At 73.7% G+C, this 14836-nt stretch carries 15 protein-coding genes; 12 read left to right on the plus strand and 3 right to left on the minus strand.

Going from position 1 to position 14836, the window contains the following annotated elements:
* Nucleotides 1–85: 85 nt before the first annotated feature.
* The 5 genes from ABT070_RS10990 (at nucleotide 86) to tsaE (ending at nucleotide 5619) form a co-directional block, all read left to right on the plus strand.
* Nucleotides 86–1525 (plus strand): NAD(P)H-hydrate dehydratase, encoded by a 1440-nt coding sequence (locus ABT070_RS10990; RefSeq protein WP_351757766.1) that lies wholly within the window; start codon nucleotides 86–88, stop codon nucleotides 1523–1525.
* A gap of 235 nt (nucleotides 1526–1760) precedes the next feature.
* On the plus strand, nucleotides 1761–2597 hold the full coding sequence (locus ABT070_RS10995) for a L,D-transpeptidase family protein (protein WP_351757769.1): 837 nt from the start codon (nucleotides 1761–1763) through the stop codon (nucleotides 2595–2597).
* 33 nt (nucleotides 2598–2630) lie between these two features.
* A complete protein-coding gene (alr, locus tag ABT070_RS11000; protein ID WP_351757772.1) occupies nucleotides 2631–3812 on the plus strand; it encodes an alanine racemase in 1182 nt (393 codons plus the stop codon).
* Between the two features lie 54 nt (nucleotides 3813–3866).
* Nucleotides 3867–5120 (plus strand): alpha/beta fold hydrolase, encoded by a 1254-nt coding sequence (locus tag ABT070_RS11005; RefSeq protein ID WP_351757775.1) that lies wholly within the window; start codon nucleotides 3867–3869, stop codon nucleotides 5118–5120.
* Complete coding sequence (gene tsaE / locus ABT070_RS11010; RefSeq protein WP_351757778.1) at nucleotides 5086–5619, plus strand: tRNA (adenosine(37)-N6)-threonylcarbamoyltransferase complex ATPase subunit type 1 TsaE; 534 nt, start codon at nucleotides 5086–5088, stop codon at nucleotides 5617–5619. The genes ABT070_RS11005 and tsaE overlap by 35 nt, the downstream gene beginning before the upstream one ends.
* A 143-nt stretch (nucleotides 5620–5762) precedes the next feature.
* Here tsaE and ABT070_RS11015 read toward each other — a convergent pair whose 3' ends face one another.
* The gene (locus tag ABT070_RS11015; protein ID WP_351757781.1) at nucleotides 5763–5933 is read right to left on the minus strand and encodes a hypothetical protein; all 171 of its coding nucleotides are present in this window, start codon (nucleotides 5931–5933) and stop codon (nucleotides 5763–5765) included.
* Nucleotides 5934–6095: 162 nt separating this feature from the next.
* A complete protein-coding gene (locus tag ABT070_RS11020; RefSeq protein WP_351757783.1) occupies nucleotides 6096–6647 on the minus strand; it encodes a hypothetical protein in 552 nt (183 codons plus the stop codon).
* Between the two features lie 111 nt (nucleotides 6648–6758).
* On the opposite strand from ABT070_RS11020, the gene tsaB reads away from it, so the two are divergent.
* The 5 genes from tsaB to ABT070_RS11045 are packed head-to-tail and all read left to right on the plus strand — an operon-like array spanning nucleotide 6759 to nucleotide 9723.
* Nucleotides 6759–7412, plus strand: coding sequence for a tRNA (adenosine(37)-N6)-threonylcarbamoyltransferase complex dimerization subunit type 1 TsaB (tsaB, locus tag ABT070_RS11025; protein WP_351757786.1), 654 nt, complete (start codon nucleotides 6759–6761; stop codon nucleotides 7410–7412).
* Nucleotides 7413–7456: 44 nt separating this feature from the next.
* Nucleotides 7457–7987: a GNAT family N-acetyltransferase gene (locus ABT070_RS11030; RefSeq protein ID WP_351758533.1), complete on the plus strand. Its 531-nt coding sequence runs from the start codon at nucleotides 7457–7459 to the stop codon at nucleotides 7985–7987.
* Nucleotides 7980–9101, plus strand: coding sequence for a tRNA (adenosine(37)-N6)-threonylcarbamoyltransferase complex transferase subunit TsaD (tsaD, locus tag ABT070_RS11035; RefSeq protein WP_351757789.1), 1122 nt, complete (start codon nucleotides 7980–7982; stop codon nucleotides 9099–9101). Before ABT070_RS11030 ends, tsaD begins: the two co-directional genes overlap by 8 nt.
* Complete coding sequence (locus tag ABT070_RS11040; protein ID WP_351757791.1) at nucleotides 9098–9358, plus strand: hypothetical protein; 261 nt, start codon at nucleotides 9098–9100, stop codon at nucleotides 9356–9358. Before tsaD ends, ABT070_RS11040 begins: the two co-directional genes overlap by 4 nt.
* Nucleotides 9355–9723, plus strand: coding sequence for a hypothetical protein (locus ABT070_RS11045; RefSeq protein ID WP_351757794.1), 369 nt, complete (start codon nucleotides 9355–9357; stop codon nucleotides 9721–9723). The genes ABT070_RS11040 and ABT070_RS11045 overlap by 4 nt, the downstream gene beginning before the upstream one ends.
* Nucleotides 9724–9769: 46 nt before the next feature.
* Here the strand turns inward: ABT070_RS11045 and ABT070_RS11050 are convergent, their stop codons facing one another.
* Nucleotides 9770–12073, minus strand: coding sequence for a beta-xylosidase/alpha-l-arabinosidase (locus tag ABT070_RS11050; RefSeq protein WP_351757797.1), 2304 nt, complete (start codon nucleotides 12071–12073; stop codon nucleotides 9770–9772).
* Between the two features lie 153 nt (nucleotides 12074–12226).
* On the opposite strand from ABT070_RS11050, the gene ABT070_RS11055 reads away from it, so the two are divergent.
* On the plus strand, nucleotides 12227–13285 hold the full coding sequence (locus tag ABT070_RS11055; protein ID WP_351757800.1) for a LacI family DNA-binding transcriptional regulator: 1059 nt from the start codon (nucleotides 12227–12229) through the stop codon (nucleotides 13283–13285).
* Nucleotides 13286–13397: 112 nt separating this feature from the next.
* A complete protein-coding gene (locus ABT070_RS11060; protein ID WP_351757802.1) occupies nucleotides 13398–14753 on the plus strand; it encodes a glycoside hydrolase family 10 protein in 1356 nt (451 codons plus the stop codon).
* The last annotated feature ends 83 nt before the right edge of the window (nucleotides 14754–14836 follow it).

Genomic DNA, 14836 nt, shown 5'->3' on the forward strand with positions numbered 1-14836 from the left:
GCCGGCGCGGTGCGGTGACGGAGTGCGGTGACACAGCGCGGTGACGGAGTGCGGTGACGGGGGACTCCGGGGGAGACTCGACCGTATGCGTACTGCCTACCGCGTAGAGACCGTCCGTGGCGCCGAGCGGGCGCTGATGGCCCGGGTTCCGGAAGGGGCCCTCATGCAGCGGGCCGCCGCCGGGCTCGCCGCCGCCTGCGCCGACCTGCTGGGGCGGGTGTACGGACGGCGGGTCGTGCTGCTGGTCGGCAGCGGCGACAACGGGGGTGACGCCCTGTACGCCGGCGCCCGGCTCGCCCGGCGCGGGGCGGGGGTGACCGCGGTGCTGCTCGCGCCCGGACGGACCCATGCCGCGGGGCTCGCGGCCCTGCGGCGGGCGGGCGGTCGCGCGATCGCGCCGGCCGGCGCCGAGGACGCCGTCCGGCGGGCCGACCTCGTGCTCGACGGCATCGTCGGGATCGGCGGGAAGGGCAGGCTGCGGCCGGACGCGGCCGCGCTGGCCGCGATCGTCGCCGAGGCCCGGGCCGCCGTCGTCGCCGTCGATCTGCCCAGCGGTGTCGACGCCGACACCGGGGAGGTGCACGGGAGCGCGATCCGCGCCGACCTCACCGTCACCTTCGGTACGCACAAGCCGGGGCTGCTGGTGGATCCGGCGCGGGAGTACGCCGGGTCGGTGCGGCTCGTCGACATCGGGCTCGGGGACGAGCTGCCCGCCGAGCCGGAACTCGCGGCCCTCCAGCACGCGGACGTGGCCGCCCTGCTGCCCGTGCCGGGCGGAGAGAGCGACAAGTACCGGCGGGGTGTCGTCGGGATCGCCGCCGGGTCCGCCCGGTATCCGGGGGCCGCCGTGCTGGCCGTCGCGGGGGCGCTGCGGGGCGGGGCGGGGGCCGTGCGGTACGTGGGGCCGGCCGGGGACGCGGTCGTCGCCCGGTTCCCCGAGACGCTCGTGTCCGACCAGGGGCCCCGGCAGGCGGGGCGGGTGCAGGCGTGGGTCGTCGGGCCGGGCGCCGGCGATGACGCGCAGACGGTGGCGGAGGTGCTGGCCGCCGAGGTGCCGGTGCTGATCGACGCCGACGGGCTGCGGCTCGCCGACGCCGACGCGGTGCGGGGGCGGACCGCGCCGACGCTGATGACACCGCACGCGGGGGAGGCAGCCGCGCTGTTGGGGGTGGCGCGGGAGGAGGTGGAGGGGGCTCGGCTGCGTTCCGCGCGGGAGCTGGCGGCCCGCTACCGGGCGACCGTGCTGCTGAAGGGGTCGACGACGCTGGTCGCGGACGCGGGCGGTGCGGGGGTGGTGCGGGTGAACGCGACGGGGACGGCGTGGCTGGCCACGGCCGGGAGCGGGGATGTGCTGTCCGGTCTCGCGGGGTCGTTGCTCGCGGCGGGGCTGAGCGCGTTGGACGCGGGGAGTGTGGGGGCCTATCTGCATGGGCTGGCGGGGCGGTTCGCCGCGGACGGGGCGCCGGTGGGGGCGCACGACGTGGCCGCGGCGGTGGCGGGGGCCTGGCGGGACGTGCGGCGGTAGGGCGGTCTTCTCGCCCCGCCGCCCCTTCCCTTCCCTTCCCTTCCCTTCTCGTCCCGTCCCTTCCCTTTCCTTTCCTTTCCTGGGGGCTGTTTCCCGGGGGCTGTGCCCCCAGACCCCCCTTTCGGCCTGAACGGCCTCGTCCTCGAACGCCGGACGGGCTGGAGTACCCCGCTGGAAGGGTGAAGTCGCCGCGTGGCAGGACCTGCGGGTGTGGGTGGTGCGATTGTCTGATCGGATGTTCCGTACGCGAACCGTGGGTCTGCTGCTCGCCGCCGTCGCTCTTCTGCCCCTGGGGACGCCTGCGCGCGCCGCTCCGCCTCCGGCTCCGGCGCCGCCGTCCTGGGAGATCGACACGCCCGACCAGGTGCTCGCGCCGCGGGTGTACACGCCCACCGCCGCCGAGGACGCCGTCGAGCCGAGGGACGCGGTGGAGGGGACCTACGCGCTCGTCGAGTACGTGCCGTTCGACGAGGTGGCGACCCGGGTGGCCTGCAGCAGGCGGGCCGGGCCGTACCAGCGGGCGGTCGAGCGGTGGCTGAAGCTGCCTGCGGACGGTAAGCAGTCCACCGCCGACTGCAAGGCGATCCGGGCGTTCCAGCGGCAGCAGCGGATCGAGCCCGCGATCGGGTACGCGGGACCCGTCACCTGGGCGCGGATGCAGCTCATCGCCGCGAGGAAGAATCCCAACGCGCAGAAGAAGTGCCCGGTGCGGACCCACCGGGTCGCCTGCGTCGATCTCGACCGGCAGCTGACCTGGGTGCAGAAGGGGACGAAGGTCGTCTTCGGGCCCGTGCCGATGCGCAGCGGACGCGTCGTGCACCCGACCCGCAAGGGGTGGCACACCGTCTACTGGCGGCACAAGAACCATGTCTCCACCCTCTACAACTCCCCTATGCCCTATGCGCAGTTCTTCGACGGCGGCCAGGCCTTCCACGCCGTCTACGACACCATCCACACCACCGTCGGCTCCATGGGCTGCGTCAACCTCACGGTCGGTGACGCACGCCGGCTGTGGGGTGTGCTGAAGAAGGGCGACCGGGTCTACGTGTGGGGGCACCGGCCCGGTACCTAGGGGCGGTCCGGGCCCTCTGAGACACTGGGCGCGATGAGTGAGACTGCCAAGCCGCCCGCCGCCCCGTCGCGCGCCCGTGCCGAGATCGACCTGGCCGCGCTGCGGGCCAACGTGCGTACCCTGCGCGCCGAGGCGCCGGGCGCGGAGTTCATGGCCGTGGTGAAGGCCGACGGATACGGGCACGGGGCCGCCCCCTGCGCCCGCGCCGCGGTCGCGGCCGGCGCCGGCTGGGTGGGCACCGCCACACCCGAGGAGGCGCTGGCGCTGCGCGCGCACGGCGGGCTGCCGGCGGACGTCAGGATCATGTGCTGGCTGTGGACGCCGGGCGGCCCCTGGCGGGAGGCGGTCGAGGCCGGCATCGACGTGTCGGTGAGCGGGCTCTGGGCCCTGCGGGAGGTCGTCGAGGGGGCGCGGGTCGCCGGGCGGGCCGCCCGCGTGCAGCTCAAGGCCGACACCGGGCTCGGACGCAACGGCTGCCAGCCCGCCGACTGGCCCGAGCTGGTGGGCGAGGCGCTGCGGGCCGAGGGCGAGGGACTGCTCCGGATCACCGGGCTGTGGTCGCACTTCGCCTGCGCCGACGAGCCCGGGCATCCCTCCGTCGCGCCCCAGCTCGACCGGTTCCACGAGATGGTGGCGTACGCCGAACGCCAGGGCGCGCGGCCCGAGGTGCGGCACATCGCCAACTCCCCGGCCACGCTCACGCTCCCGGAGACCCACCTCGACCTGGTCCGGCCGGGCATCGCGATGTACGGCCTCTCGCCCAGCCCCGAGCTGGGCTCCGCCGCCGACTTCGGGCTGCGCCCGGTGATGACCCTCGCGGCCTCGCTGGCCCTGGTGAAGCACGTCCCGGGCGGCCACGGCGTGAGCTACGGCCACCACTACGTCACTCCGGGCGAGACCACCCTGGGGCTGATCCCCCTCGGCTACGCGGACGGCGTCCCCCGGCACGCCTCCGGGAGCGGACCGGTGCTGGTCGCCGGCAAGTGGCGGACGGCCGCCGGACGGATCGCCATGGACCAGTTCGTCGTCGACCTCGGCGGTGACGAGCCCGCCCCCGGCGCGGAGGCGGTTCTCTTCGGACCGGGCGACCGCGGTGAGCCCACGGCGCAGGACTGGGCCCAGGCGGCCGGAACCATCGGATACGAGATCGTCACGCGCATCGGATCGCGCGTTCCTCGCGTCTATGTCAATGAGCCCGTTCAGGTGAATGAGTAACCGGACGGGTACCCCGCAGTCGGACCACGGGCATCGGCCAAAGAGGAGCGGTACGTGAGCGAGAGCAGCGCGGAGGCGGTGGCGGGCGCCGCCTCGGCGGTCGTCGCCGCCTCCGCCACGGGGGCGGCCGGGGGGTGGCGCCGGGCGACCGGCATCGCCGGCGCCGCGATAGGCGTGATCGCCGCGGGCGCGGCGGCCGGTGTCGCCCTGGAGCGGATGACCGTCGGGCGCGGCATGCGGGCGAAGGCCCGGCTCGCCCTCGACTCGACGGGGCCGTACGGCGGGCTGCGCGGCACCCCGGGCAAGGCGTACGCCGACGACGGCACCGAGCTGTACTACGAGGTCGACGACGTCGAGCCGCAGGGCGGACCGGCGAACCGGCGGCGCAGGCTCTTCGGGCGCAAGGCCCCGCTCCCCGTCACCGTGGTCTTCAGCCACGGCTACTGCCTCAACCAGGACTCCTGGCACTTCCAGCGGGCGGCCCTGCGCGGTGTCGTGCGGACCGTGCACTGGGACCAGCGCAGTCATGGCCGGTCCGGGCGCGGCAACGCCCAGATACGGGACGGCGAGCCGGTCACCATCGACCAGCTGGGGCGCGACCTGAGGGCTGTGATCGACGCGGCCGTGCCGGAGGGGCCGATCGTGCTCGTCGGGCACTCCATGGGCGGGATGACGGTGATGGCCCTGGCCGCGCTGTACCCCGAGCTGATCCGCGAGCGGGTCGTCGCCACCGCCTTCGTCGGTACGTCGTCGGGGCGGCTCGGCGAGGTCAACTTCGGGCTGCCGGTCGCCGGCGTGAACGCGGTGCGGCGGGTGCTGCCGGGGGTGCTGAAGGCGCTGGGGCAGCAGGCGGCCCTGGTGGAGAAGGGGCGGCGGGCCACCGCCGATCTCTTCGCCGGGATCATCAAGCGGTACTCGTTCGCGTCGCGGGACGTGGATCCGGCGGTGGCGCGGTTCGCCGAGCGGATGATCGAGGGCACGCCGATCGACGTGGTCGCCGAGTTCTACCCGGCGTTCACGGATCACGACAAGACCGAGGCGCTGGCCTCCTTCACCGACATGCCGGTGCTGGTGCTCGCCGGGATCGGGGATCTGGTCACGCCGAGCGAGCACAGTGAGGCGATCGCCGACCTGCTGCCGGACGCCGAGCTGGTCCTCGTCCCCGACGCCGGGCACCTCGTGATGCTGGAACACCCGGAAGTGGTCACCGACCGCCTCGCCGACCTGCTCACCCGCGCGGGCGCGGTGCCGGCAGGGGCTACCGTGAACGGCTATGGAAGCACCAGCAGCAGCGCACAGCCCGGCTGAGCCCGCGCCTCCCGTGAACCGCCTCGAGATCGTCGTCAACTCCCCCGAGCAGATGGGTGAGCTGGGCCGACGCCTCGCGAAGCTGTTGCGCGCGGGCGATCTCGTGATGCTCAACGGGGAACTCGGCGCGGGCAAGACGACGCTCACCCGCGGGCTGGGTGCGGGGCTCGGGGTCCGGGGCGCCGTCACTTCCCCGACGTTCGTGATCGCCCGCGTGCACCCCTCCCTCGGGGACGGTCCGCCGCTCGTCCATGTCGACGCGTACCGCCTGGGCGGCGGGCTCGACGAGATGGAGGACCTCGACCTCGACGTGTCGCTGCCCGCGTCGGTGATCGTCGTGGAGTGGGGCGAGGGCAAGGTCGAGGAGCTGACGGACGACCGGCTCCAGGTCCTCATCCACCGGGCCGTCGGCGACACGACGGACGAGGTGCGGCACGTGACGGTGACGGGTCTCGGCGAGCGCTGGGCCCGGGCGGACCTCGGCGTGCTGTCGGCCTGACCGGCGTGCGGCCGGCCGGCCGGGGTGTACGCGGCCGGGGCGGGGCTGCGGCCGGGACGGATCTGCGGCCGGTCGGGGCCGCGTCGGCCGGTCGGGGCCGCGTCGGCCGGACGGGTCTGTGCGGCCGGTCGGGGGCGGGTCCCTCAGGCCGCCTCGGGACGCCTCACCGGCTGCTCAGCGAGTGCCGGGTCGGGCAGCCGCGGAGGTGTCGAGACGGCTTCCGCTGCCGCGCACGAGGCCAGCAGGTCACGCATGGACACACCGGCGAGCGTGAACGGCCGTGACGGCCGGCCCTCGGGTTCGGTGACCGACATGGACGCCTCCTGAGGTTCGGGGGCGGACGTAGTTAGGTAGACCTAACTACGAAGTTGATACCATGTGACCACGCACAAGACACCTCACGCAACATTTTGCCGACGTCTTGTCGGAACGTTCACGAGTTACTCAGGCGTAGGCGCCGCCGGGCCCGGCCGCGCCTACGGGATCACGACGACGCCCTGCCCGATCGTCGCGAAGTCCCACATCGCGTCGCCGTCCGCGACGGTCTGCCGGATGCCGCCCGTCTTCACCGTCGGGTCGGGCTCGGGCAGCGAGCCGTCCAGCGCCGCGCTGAAGCCGATCGTCACGTCGTGCACGGTGGCGAAGCGCACGACGTGCTCGATGGGGGTGCCGTCGGTGCCGGTGACGGCGCCCGCGCGGGAGGTGACGGCGTAGTTGCCCGGGAGCGGGTCCACGCTGCCGGGCGCGACCTTGAACGTGCGCTCGACCCCGTCGTCCGGCCCGACCAGCCACACCCGGTCGTCGTCCAGCGAGTACACGACCCGCGTACCGATGCCGGAGTCGGCCGGCAGCGCGGCGGGGTGGTCCTTGTCGCGGGGCGCGTTCGCCGCCTTCGCGGGGGCGCCGCTGCGCTGCGGCCGGGCGAGGTCGGCGGGCGCGTTCGCCGACGCCTGGAAGGTGAGGAACGCGACCGTCGCCAGGGCCGCCGAGGTGAGCCCGGCCACGAAAGTCGAGCTGTTGCTTGGCATCGGCGATCACCCAGTCTGTCCCGTACGTCACGTTTCGCGGTGACGTTAGCAGTCCTCACAGCTCCGACCGGCGCGGCCATGTGCGGGGCACGGGAGCCGTAGGCTGTTTGCGTGCTCTTGCTCGCTCTGGATACCGCCACCCCCGCCGTCACCGTCGCGCTGCACGACGGCACGGACGTCATCGCCTCCTCGAGTCAGGTGGACGCGCGCCGGCACGGCGAGCTGCTGCTGCCGGCCGTCGACCGGCTGCTCGCCGGGGCCGGGCGCGGCCTCGACGCCGTCACCGGGATCGTCGTCGGCATCGGCCCCGGCCCGTACACCGGGCTGAGAGTGGGCCTGATGACCGCCGACACCTTCGGGCTCGCGCTCGGCGTCCCGGTGCACGGTCTGTGCACGCTCGACGGCCTCGCCTACGCGTCCGACCTCGAAGGCCCCTTCGTCGTGGCGACCGACGCCCGCCGCAAGGAGGTCTACTGGGCGCGTTACGCCGATTCCCGGACCCGGCTCTCGGACCCCGCGGTGGACCGGCCCGCCGACATCGCCGACGAGGTGGCCGGGCTGCCGTCCGTCGGGGCGGGCGCGCTGCTGTACCCGGACGCCTTCCCGGACGCGCACGAGCCCGAGCACGTCTCCGCCGCCGCCCTCGCGTCGCTCGCCGCCGAGCGGCTCGCCCGGGGTGAGGAACTGCCGGCCCCGCGCCCGCTGTATCTGCGCCGGCCGGACGCCCAGGTGCCGAAGAACTACAAGGTGGTCACGCCCAAGTGACCGAAGCCGCCAACCCGACCGGCCGGCCGCCCGTGCTGCGCGAGATGCGCTGGTGGGACATCGAACCCGTGCTGGAGCTGGAGAAGGTCCTCTTCCCCGAGGACGCCTGGTCGCGGGGCATGTTCTGGTCCGACCTGGCCCATGCCCGCGGCCCCGAGGCGACCCGGCGCTATCTCGTCGCGGTCGAGACCACGGCCGACGGCGAGCGGATCGTCGGGTACGCGGGCCTCGCCGCGGCCGGCACGGGATCCGACAGCGGCTTCGCCGCGGTCGCCGACGTCCAGACCATCGCCGTCGCCCGCGCCCACTGGGGCACCGGGCTCGGCGGCCGCCTGCTGACGGAGCTGCTGCGCGCGGCGACCGCCTTCGAGTGCGCCGAGGTCATGCTGGAGTGCCGGATCGACAACGTGCGCGCCCAGAAGCTCTACGAACGCTTCGGCTTCGAGGCCATCGGCTTCCGGCGCGGCTACTACCAGCCGGGGAACGTGGACGCCCTGGTGATGAGGCTGACCGATCCATCGACATCCGTACCGACCCCGGTACAAGGGACACAGGAAACCGAGAACAATGGCTGACGAACCCCTGGTTCTGGGGATCGAGACCTCCTGCGACGAGACCGGCGTGGGCGTCGTGCGCGGCACGACCCTGCTGGCGGACGCGATCGCCTCCAGCGTCGACGAGCACGCCCGTTTCGGCGGGGTCGTGCCGGAGGTGGCCTCCCGGGCCCACCTGGAGGCCATGGTCCCGACCATCGAGCGGGCGCTGAAGGAAGCCGGGGTGAGCGCGAAGGACCTCGACGGCATCGCGGTCACGGCCGGTCCCGGTCTCGCCGGTGCCCTGCTGGTCGGCGTCTCGGCGGCGAAGGCGTACGCCTACGCCCTCGGCAAGCCCCTCTACGGCGTGAACCACCTCGCCTCCCACATCTGCGTGGACCAGCTGGAGCACGGCGCGCTGCCCGAGCCGACGATGGCGCTGCTGGTGTCCGGCGGGCACTCCTCGCTGCTGCTGTCCACCGACATCACCTCCGACGTCCGTCCGCTGGGCGCGACCATCGACGACGCGGCGGGCGAGGCCTTCGACAAGATCGCCCGGGTGCTGAACCTGGGCTTCCCGGGCGGCCCGGTCATCGACCGCTACGCGCGCGAGGGCGACCCGTCGGCCATCGCGTTCCCGCGCGGCCTCACCGGCCCGCGCGACGCGGCGTACGACTTCTCCTTCTCCGGGCTGAAGACCTCGGTCGCCCGCTGGATCGAGGCGAAGCGGGCGGCGGGCGAGGAGGTCCCGGTCCGTGACGTGGCGGCCTCCTTCCAGGAGGCGGTCGTGGACGTCCTGACCCGCAAGGCCGTACGGGCCTGCAAGGACGAGGGCGTGGACCATCTGATGATCGGCGGCGGCGTGGCCGCGAACACCCGGCTGCGGGCCCTGGCCCAGGAGCGCTGCGAGGCGGCCGGCATCCGGCTGCGCGTCCCGCGCCCCAAGCTGTGCACGGACAACGGCGCGATGGTGGCGGCCCTGGGCGCGGAGATGGTGGCCCGCGGGCGTGCCGCGTCCGACTGGGACCTGTCGGCGGACTCCTCGCTGCCGGTGACCGACCCGCATGTGCCGGGCCGTCCGCCCGAGCGGGCCCACGACCACAGCCACGACCACGACCACGTCCATGAGGTCAGCAAGGGCAACCTCTACTCATGACGGTCGCGCTGATGTGGGAGGCCAGGGCGGTCACCGGGCGGGGAGAGGAGCTGCTCGCCTGGGCGCGGGCGCAGGAACTCGCCGACCGGCCCGTGCGCCGGGAGATGTTCCGCGCCCCGCAGGACCGGGTGCTCGTCATCACCTGGTGGGACGCCGACTACGATGCCGTCCTGCCCGAACTGCCCGATCCGGACGGGGCGTTGGTGAGCCGGGCCGTGCACCGGTGGCGGTTCGAGCCGGTGCCGGACCCGACGTGAGCGGCCGGGGCCCGTCCGCGAGGAGCGGGTGCGCAGGCCCCACCCCGGGCGAACCGACCGGCGAACCGTCCTGGTACGGCGTCCGGTGCGTCTTCCGGCACGGCCCCCTGGGCGTCTACGAGGAGCGCATCACCCTGTGGACGGCCCGGTCGGCGGACGAGGCGGTCGAGCGGGCGGAGGCCGAGGCCGCCGAGTACTGCGAGGACCTCGACGGCGTCGAGTACGCGCGGCTCGCCCAGGCCTTCGCCCTGTTCGGGACGCCCGGCGACGGTGCCGAGGTGTTCTCCCTCCTGCGCGGGAGCACCCTGCCGCCGGGGGAGTACGTGGACCGTTTCTTCGCCACCGGGGACGAACGGACGACGTGAGGCGGCTGCGGCTGCGGCTGCGGCGCCGGCACCGCCCGACGGCACGTCAGTTCCGCAGGACGTCCGCCTCGCACCGCAGCCGTCGCTCCGCCCCCACTTCGCGCACCGGCCCGGCGAGCCGCACCCGGGCCACCTCCCGCACCTGCCCGCTGGACGTCCCCAACCGCAGCTCCAGATCGCCGGGTTCGACCACCCGGCGTCCCGCGCGGTCGGTGAACGCCGACAGGTCGGCGTGGAAGCGGAAGGTCACCCGGGCCGTCCCGCCCGCCGCCAGCTCCAGCCGCTGATAGCCGATCAGCCGTACGTCGGGCCGCGTCACGCTCGCCACCGGGTCGTGCAGATACAGCTGCACGACCTCGGTGCCCGCCCGGCCACCGGTGTTGCGGACCGTGACGGACAGGTCGTACGAGCCGTCCGTGCCGATCTCCGCGTCCGGGCCGGCGAAGTCCTCCCATCCGAACTCCGTGTAGGAGCGCCCGTGTCCGAACGGGTACAGCGGGGTCGGGTCCAGGTTGCTGACCTCGCCCGCCAGGCCCAGTGGCGGCTGGAGGTAGGTCCAGGGCTGGCCGCCCGGCACGCGCGGCACGCTCACCGGGAGGCGGCCCGAGGGGTTCACCCGGCCCGACAGCACGCCCGCCACCGCCGGACCGCCCTCCTCGCCCGGGAAGAACGCCTGGACGACCGCCCCCAGCCGTCCGTGCCAGCGGCCGAGCGCGTACGGACGGCCGGTGAGCAGGACGAGGACGACCGGGACGCCCGTCGCGACCAGTGCGTCCAGCAGCTCGGCCTGGACGCCGGGCAGGCTCAGGTCGGCCACGTCGCAGCCCTCGCCCGAGGTGCCCCGGCCGAACAGGCCCGCCCGGTCGCCCAGGACGGCCACGCAGACGTCCGCCTCCGCGGCGCGGGCGATGGCCTCGGTGAAGCCGGACGGGTCGGGGTCCGAGACCCCGCAGCCCTCCGTGAACGTGACCTTCGCGTCCGGGAGTTCGGCCCGCAGGGACTCCAGCAGGGTGGGGATCTCGATCCCCAGGTCCACCTCGGGGTGGTGGGTGAGGACATGGGAGGGGAAGGAGTAGCAGCCGAGCATCGCCAGCGCGTCGGCCGCCCGCGGGCCCACCACGGCGACCCGGGTGTCGGGGGTGAGGGGCAGCAGGCCGTCGGGGTTGTCCAGCAGGACCACCGACTCCTCCGCCAGCCGGCGGGCCAGCGCGCGGTTCGCCGCCGGGTCGAGGTCGACCGACTCGGGGCTCGGCGGCTGCCAGTCCTCGTCCAGCAGGCCCAGTTCGCACTTCTGGAGCAGGACGCGGTGGGCGGCCCGGTCGACCAGCTCCTCGGGGACCTCGCCGGCCCGCACGGCCGTGACCAGCGCCTCGCCGTAGTACTTCACGGTGGGCAGTTCGACATCGATGCCGGCCGCCAGGGCGAGGTGGGCCGCCTCCGCGGGGGTGCCGGCGACCCGGTGCAGGGTCTGGAGGAAGCCGATGCCGAAGTAGTCGGCGACGACCGTGCCGGTGAAGCCCCACTCCTCCCGCAGGAGGCGGGTCAGCAGCTCGGGGTCGGCGGAGGCCGGGACGCCGTCGCGTTCCGTGTAGGCCGCCATCACCGAGCGGGCGCCGCCCTCGCGCAGCGCCATCTCGAAGGGAGGCAGGGTCACATCGGCGAACTCCCGGGTGCCGGCCCGCACCGGGGCCAGGTTGCGGGCGCCCGCCGAGGAGGCGTACCCGGCGAAGTGCTTGAGCGTGGCGACGACCCCGGCGGACTCGAGCCCGCGGACATAGGCCGTGCCGACCGTGCCGACCAGGTAGGGGTCCTCGCCGATGGTCTCCTCGACCCGTCCCCAGCGCGGGTCGCGGACGACATCGAGCACGGGGGCCAGGCCCTGGTGGACGCCGACCGCGCGCAGGTCGCGGCCGATCGCCCGGCCCATCTCCTCCACCAGCGGCGGGTCGAAGGCGGCGCCCCAGGCCAGCGGGACCGGGTAGGCGGTGGCCCGCCAGGCCGTGAAGCCGGCCAGGCACTCCTCGTGGGCGACCGCCGGGATGCCGAACCGGCCGGCCGCGGCGATCCGCCGCTGGGCGAGGGCCAGGGCGCGGGCGCCGAGCGCGGGGTCCACGGGCGCGGTGCCGAAGGACCGGGTCAGCTGGCCGAGCCCCCGGGTGATCAGCTCGTCCCAGTCGTGGTCGGCGGTCATGTCGTGCTGGTGCGGGGCGACTCCGTCGCCGTCCGTCGCGGCGCCGACCCACACGCCGTACAGCTGGGCGGTCTTCTCCTCCAGGGTCATCCGGGAGAGGAGGTCGTCGACACGGGCGGCGGCGGGCAGGGCGGGGTCACGCCAGGGGGCGGTGGTCATGAAACTCCTGTCAGAGGTCGGTGAGCCACCAGGTGGACAGTCGGTGCGGACAACGAGGCGTACGAATGTTTCGAAGTATACTTCGAATGTTCCGGGAACCTATGGCGTCGCAATAGGTTCGTCAAGAGGTCGCGTGGCGATACGATCGCCGCCATGACACCCTCGGAGCCCGTGGAAACGCGGACAGAAGCGCGGCCGACGCAGACCGCGACGCTTGCGGAGATCGCCCGTGAGGCCGGCGTATCGGCACCGACTGTTTCGAAGGTCCTCAACGGCCGAGCCGATGTCGCCCCCGCGACCCGCACCCGCGTCGAGGAACTGCTGCGCGCCCACGGCTACCGCCGCCGTCGCGCCGAGGCGACCCGCTCCCCGCTGATCGACCTGGTCTTCCACGAACTGGAGAGCGCCTGGGCGATGGAGGTCATCCGGGGCGTGGAGAACGTGGCGCGGGACGCCGGGCTGAGTGTCGTGCTGAGCGAGAGCGCCGGTCGGCTCACGCCCGGCCGGACCTGGGCCGACCAGGTCGCGGCCCGCCGTCCGCACGGTGTCGTGCTGGTCCTCTCCGGGCTCGACGAGTCCCAGCGGGCGCTGCTGACCAGCCGGTCCATCCCGTTCGTGGTGATGGACCCGGCCGGCGACCCGGGCGCCGACGTGCCGTCCATCGGGGCCACCAACTGGCAGGGCGGCCTGGCCGCGACCCGCCATCTGGTCGAGCTGGGGCACCGGCGGATCGGGGCGATCAGCGGGCCGCCGCAGATGATGTGCAGCCGCGCCCGGATCGACGGCTACCGGGCCGCGCTGGAGACCGCCGGGCTGCCGGTCGACCAGCAGCTGATCAAGACCGGCGACTTCCACCACGAGACCGGCTACCGGCTCGGCCGTGAGCTCCTCGACCGCCCCGACCGGCCCACCGCCGTCTTCGCGGGCAACGACCTCCAGGCGCTCGGCTTCTACGAGGCGGCCCGTGAGCTGGGACTGCGCATCCCGGAGGACGTGAGCGTGGTCGGCTTCGACGATCTGCCGGTGGCCCGCTGGGTGGGCCCGCCGCTGACGACCGTACGGCAGCCGCTCACCGAGATGGCCGAGGCGGCGGCCCGGCTGGTGCTGGAGCTGGGGCGCTCCAGGACCCAGGAGACGCCGACGGCGACGCGGGTGGAGCTGGCGACGAGCCTGGTGGTGCGTACGAGCACCGGGGCGCCGCCCACCCGGTAGGGCGTCGGGACGCGGGTGGCCGGAAGTTGACGTATTGACGGGTGTGGCGGACGCCCCCACACTCCTCCGAAGTCAATCGGTTGCACGACCGAAACTTTCGGAGGCACCCGCAATGAGATCCTCCAGTTCGTCGATACGTGCACGTCTCGCCGCCCTGCTCGCCGGGGCGGCCACCGTCGGCGCCCTCCTGGGCGGAGTGGCGCACGCCGCCGACACCCCGCTGCGCGAGCTCGGCGCGGCCAAGGGCAAGGTCGTCGGCACCGCGGTCACCGGCTCCAAGCTCACCGGGACCTACGGCGACCTCGCCGGGGCGCAGTTCGGCTCGCTGACCCCCGGCAACGCCATGAAGTGGGGCTCGGTGGAGCCGACCCAGGGTTCCTTCAACTGGGCGGAGGCCGACCAGATCGTGGCCTTCGCACAGGCCCACAGCCAGCAGGTGCGCGGCCACACCCTGGTCTGGCACAGCCAGAACCCGAGCTGGCTGACGAACGGCAGCTGGACGTCCGCCCAGCTCAACACCCTGCTCCAGAACCACATCAACACCGAGGTCGGCCGCTACCAGGGGAAGATCGCCGCCTGGGACGTCGTCAACGAGCCCTTCAACGAGGACGGCACCTACCGCTCGACCCTCTGGTACAACGGCCTCGGCGCGGACTACATCGCGAACGCCCTCACCTGGGCCAGGGCCGCCGATCCGGCGGCGAAGTTGTACGTCAACGACTACAACGTCGAGGGCGTCAACGCGAAGAGCACCGCCCTCTACAACCTCGTCAAGTCGCTGAAGGAACGGGGAGTCCCGATCGACGGGGTCGGCCTCCAGGCCCACCTCATCCTCGGTCAGGTCCCCGCCACCTTCCAGCAGAACATCCAGCGCTTCGCCGACCTCGGCGTCGACGTGGCCATCACCGAGCTGGACATCCGGATGACGCTGCCGTCCGACAGCGCCAAGCTGGCCCAGCAGAAGGCCGACTACAAGGCGGTCACCGCGGCCTGCGTGGCGGTGGCGCGCTGCGTGAACCTCACGGTGTGGGGCTTCACCGACTCCGACTCCTGGGTGGAGAGCACCTTCCCGGGGCAGGGGGCGGCGACGCCGTACGACGCGAACTACGCGCCGAAACCGGCGTACTACGGCATCGCGGAGGCGCTGGGCGGCACGACGACGCCTCCGCCGACCGGCGCGTGCACGGCGGCGTACAGCGTGGGCAGCCAGTGGAACACCGGGTTCACCGGGAACGTCACGATCTCCTGCTCGGGCGCCGCGCTGTCCTCCTGGAAGGTGACCTGGACGTACGGCGCGGGCCAGCAGATCACCCAGGCCTGGAACGCCGGCTGCACCCAGTCGGGGGCGGCCGTGACGTGCGTGAACGCCTCGTACAACGGGACGGTCACGGACGGGGGTTCGGTGAGCTTCGGGTTCAACGCCAACTGGAGCGGCAGCAATCCGGTGCCGACGGTGACACTGGGCTGAGGAACGTGAGATTTTCACAAGAAGTTCGCCGTCAGGCACCGGTCCTAACAGTCCGCTCATAATTCGGACTTACGTTCCTGTGC

It is taken from the genome of Streptomyces sp. NPDC002884, assembly GCF_040295245.1.
In the GTDB taxonomy this organism is placed as follows: domain Bacteria; phylum Actinomycetota; class Actinomycetes; order Streptomycetales; family Streptomycetaceae; genus Streptomyces.

What these genes read in the sequence shown, in the direction of transcription:
- ABT070_RS10990 (WP_351757766.1), top strand. Translation starts at nt 86, where the DNA reads ATGCGTACTGCCTACCGCGTAGAGACCGTCCGTGGCGCCGAGCGGGCG.
- ABT070_RS10995 (WP_351757769.1), top strand. Translation starts at nt 1,761, where the DNA reads ATGTTCCGTACGCGAACCGTGGGTCTGCTGCTCGCCGCCGTCGCTCTT.
- alr (WP_351757772.1), top strand. Translation starts at nt 2,631, where the DNA reads ATGAGTGAGACTGCCAAGCCGCCCGCCGCCCCGTCGCGCGCCCGTGCC.
- tsaE (WP_351757778.1), top strand. Translation starts at nt 5,086, where the DNA reads ATGGAAGCACCAGCAGCAGCGCACAGCCCGGCTGAGCCCGCGCCTCCC.
- ABT070_RS11015 (WP_351757781.1), bottom strand. Translation starts at nt 5,933, where the DNA reads ATGTCGGTCACCGAACCCGAGGGCCGGCCGTCACGGCCGTTCACGCTC.
- ABT070_RS11020 (WP_351757783.1), bottom strand. Translation starts at nt 6,647, where the DNA reads ATGCCAAGCAACAGCTCGACTTTCGTGGCCGGGCTCACCTCGGCGGCC.
- ABT070_RS11030 (WP_351758533.1), top strand. Translation starts at nt 7,457, where the DNA reads ATGCGCTGGTGGGACATCGAACCCGTGCTGGAGCTGGAGAAGGTCCTC.
- tsaD (WP_351757789.1), top strand. Translation starts at nt 7,980, where the DNA reads ATGGCTGACGAACCCCTGGTTCTGGGGATCGAGACCTCCTGCGACGAG.
- ABT070_RS11040 (WP_351757791.1), top strand. Translation starts at nt 9,098, where the DNA reads ATGACGGTCGCGCTGATGTGGGAGGCCAGGGCGGTCACCGGGCGGGGA.
- ABT070_RS11050 (WP_351757797.1), bottom strand. Translation starts at nt 12,073, where the DNA reads ATGACCACCGCCCCCTGGCGTGACCCCGCCCTGCCCGCCGCCGCCCGT.
- ABT070_RS11055 (WP_351757800.1), top strand. Translation starts at nt 12,227, where the DNA reads ATGACACCCTCGGAGCCCGTGGAAACGCGGACAGAAGCGCGGCCGACG.
- ABT070_RS11060 (WP_351757802.1), top strand. Translation starts at nt 13,398, where the DNA reads ATGAGATCCTCCAGTTCGTCGATACGTGCACGTCTCGCCGCCCTGCTC.